Below are 1,951 nucleotides of genomic sequence, written 5' to 3' on the forward strand. Positions count from 1 at the left end.
GGTCCGGCGACGGCGAGGATGAGGACGTAGGCGGCGGCGAGGGGGCCGAGGCGGGGGTTGGTGCCGGCGCTGACGGCGAGTCCGGCGATGACGATGTTGAACTCGCCGCGGGGGGTGAGGGCGGCGCCGGCGCGGAGGCGTCCGGTGGTGGCGACGCCGGCGCGGCGTGCGGCGATCCAGCCGGTGGCGAGTTTGGTGAGGATGCCCGCGGCGGCGAGGAGTGCGGCGACGCCGAGGACGGGCGGCAGGTCGCCGGGGTCGGTGTGGAGGCCGAAGAAGACGAAGAAGACGGCGGCGAACAGGTCGCGGAGGGGGCTGAGGAGTTTCTGGGCGGTGTGGGCGAGGGGGCCGGACAGGGCGATGCCGACGAGGAAGGCGCCGACGGCGGCGGAGACCTGGAGCTGCTGGGCGATGCCGGCGACGAGGAGGGTGAGGCCGAGGACTTTGAGGAGGAGGACCTCTTCGCTGGGGGAGGCGACGAAGCGTTCGACGAGTGCGCCGTGGCGGAGGGCGACGAAGAGGATGGCGGTGATGGTGGCGGCGGCGATGGCGAGTGCGGCGGCGCCGCCGAGGAGTCCGGCGCCGGCGAGGAGGGCGGTGAGGATGGGCAGGTAGGCGGCCATGGCGAGGTCTTCGAAGACCAGGACGGACAGGACGGCGGGGGTTTCGCGGTTGCCGAGCCAGCCGAGGTCGCCGATGACCTTGGCGGTGATGCCGGAGGAGGTGACGTAGGTGACGCCGGCCATGGCGACGGCGGCGACGGGTCCCCAGCCGAGCAGGAGGGCGGCGATGGCGCCGGGGGCGGCGTTGAGGACGAGGTCGGCGAGCCCGACGGGTGCGGAGGTGCGGAGGGTGGCGACGAGTTCGTCGGCGGTGTATTCGAGGCCGAGGGTGAACAGGAGCAGGATGACGCCGACTTCGGCGCCGATGGAGACGAAGTCTTCGCTGGTGGTGAGGGGGAGGATGCCGCCGGAGCCGAAGGCGAGGCCGGCGATGAGGTAGAGGGGGATGGGGGAGATGGAGAAGCGGACGGACACGGCGCCGAGGAGGCCGAGGGCGAGGATGATGGCGCCGAGTTCGATGAGCTGGACGGCTGAGTCCATGCGGGTCAGCCGTCGGCGAGGATCTGGGCGACGGCTGCGGTGCCTTCGCCGGTGCCGACGACGACGATGATGTCGCCGGCGGTGAAGGTGAAGTCGGGGCGTGGGCTGGCGATGACCTGTCCTTGGCGGACGACGGCGACGATGGAGGCGCCGGTGCGGGTGCGGGAGCGGGTGTCGGCGAGGGGTCGTCCGTCGTAGGGGGAGCCGGGGGCGATGGGGATCTGTTCGGTGACCAGGCCGTCGACTTGGCGGTGGAGTTCGGCGAGGTGTTCGAGGATGCGTCCGGTGCCGAGGAGTTCGGCGATGGCGTTGGCCTCGTCGGCGGCCAGGGCGACGGTGGCGATGCAGGTGTCGGGGTCTTCCCTGTCGTAGATGACGAGGTCGCGGCGGCCGGTGCGGTGGGAGATGACGCCGATCTGGCGGCCGCGTGCGGTGGTCATGACGTGTTGCAGGCCGATGCCGGGCAGGGCGGTCCGTTCGACGTCCACGGTGCTGGTGTTCCTTCGGTTTCGTTCTGGTCCGGGTCGTGGACGACGGTACCGGGCGGGTGGCGGGGGTCAGTGTCGCGGGGCGTCCTGGCCTTGGAGGGCGTCGCGCATGACGCGGAATTTGGTGCGGGCTTCGGCGAGTTCGGCGGCGGGGTCGGAGTCGGCGACGATGCCGCAGCCGGCGAAGAGGCGTGCGCGGGTGCCGTCGAGTTCGGCGCAGCGCAGGGCGATGCCCCATTCGCCGTCGCCGCGGGCGTCGACCCAGCCGACGGGGCCGGCGTAGCGGCCGCGGTCCATGCCTTCGAGTTCGCGGATGAGGTCGAGGGCGGTGTCGGTGGGGGTGCCGCAGACGGCGGGGGT

Annotated in this window: 3 protein-coding genes; all 3 read right to left on the reverse strand. The window is 72.5% G+C overall.

Translation table 11 applies throughout. The features are described from left to right. Positions 1-1,103, reverse strand: a 1,103-nt coding sequence (locus E1287_RS43040) for a cation:proton antiporter (protein ID WP_131971886.1), incomplete at its 3' end; no start/stop codon positions are given. 5 nt (positions 1,104-1,108) lie between these two features. Next, positions 1,109-1,591: a cation:proton antiporter regulatory subunit gene (locus tag E1287_RS43045; RefSeq protein ID WP_131971888.1), complete on the reverse strand. Its 483-nt coding sequence runs from the start codon at positions 1,589-1,591 to the stop codon at positions 1,109-1,111. A gap of 69 nt (positions 1,592-1,660) precedes the next feature. After that, positions 1,661-1,951, reverse strand: a 291-nt coding sequence (locus E1287_RS43050; protein ID WP_207934823.1) for a chorismate-binding protein, incomplete at its 5' end; no start/stop codon positions are given.

Origin of the sequence: Actinomadura sp. KC06 (assembly GCF_004348735.1) — a bacterium.
Lineage (GTDB): Bacteria > Actinomycetota > Actinomycetes > Streptosporangiales > Streptosporangiaceae > Spirillospora.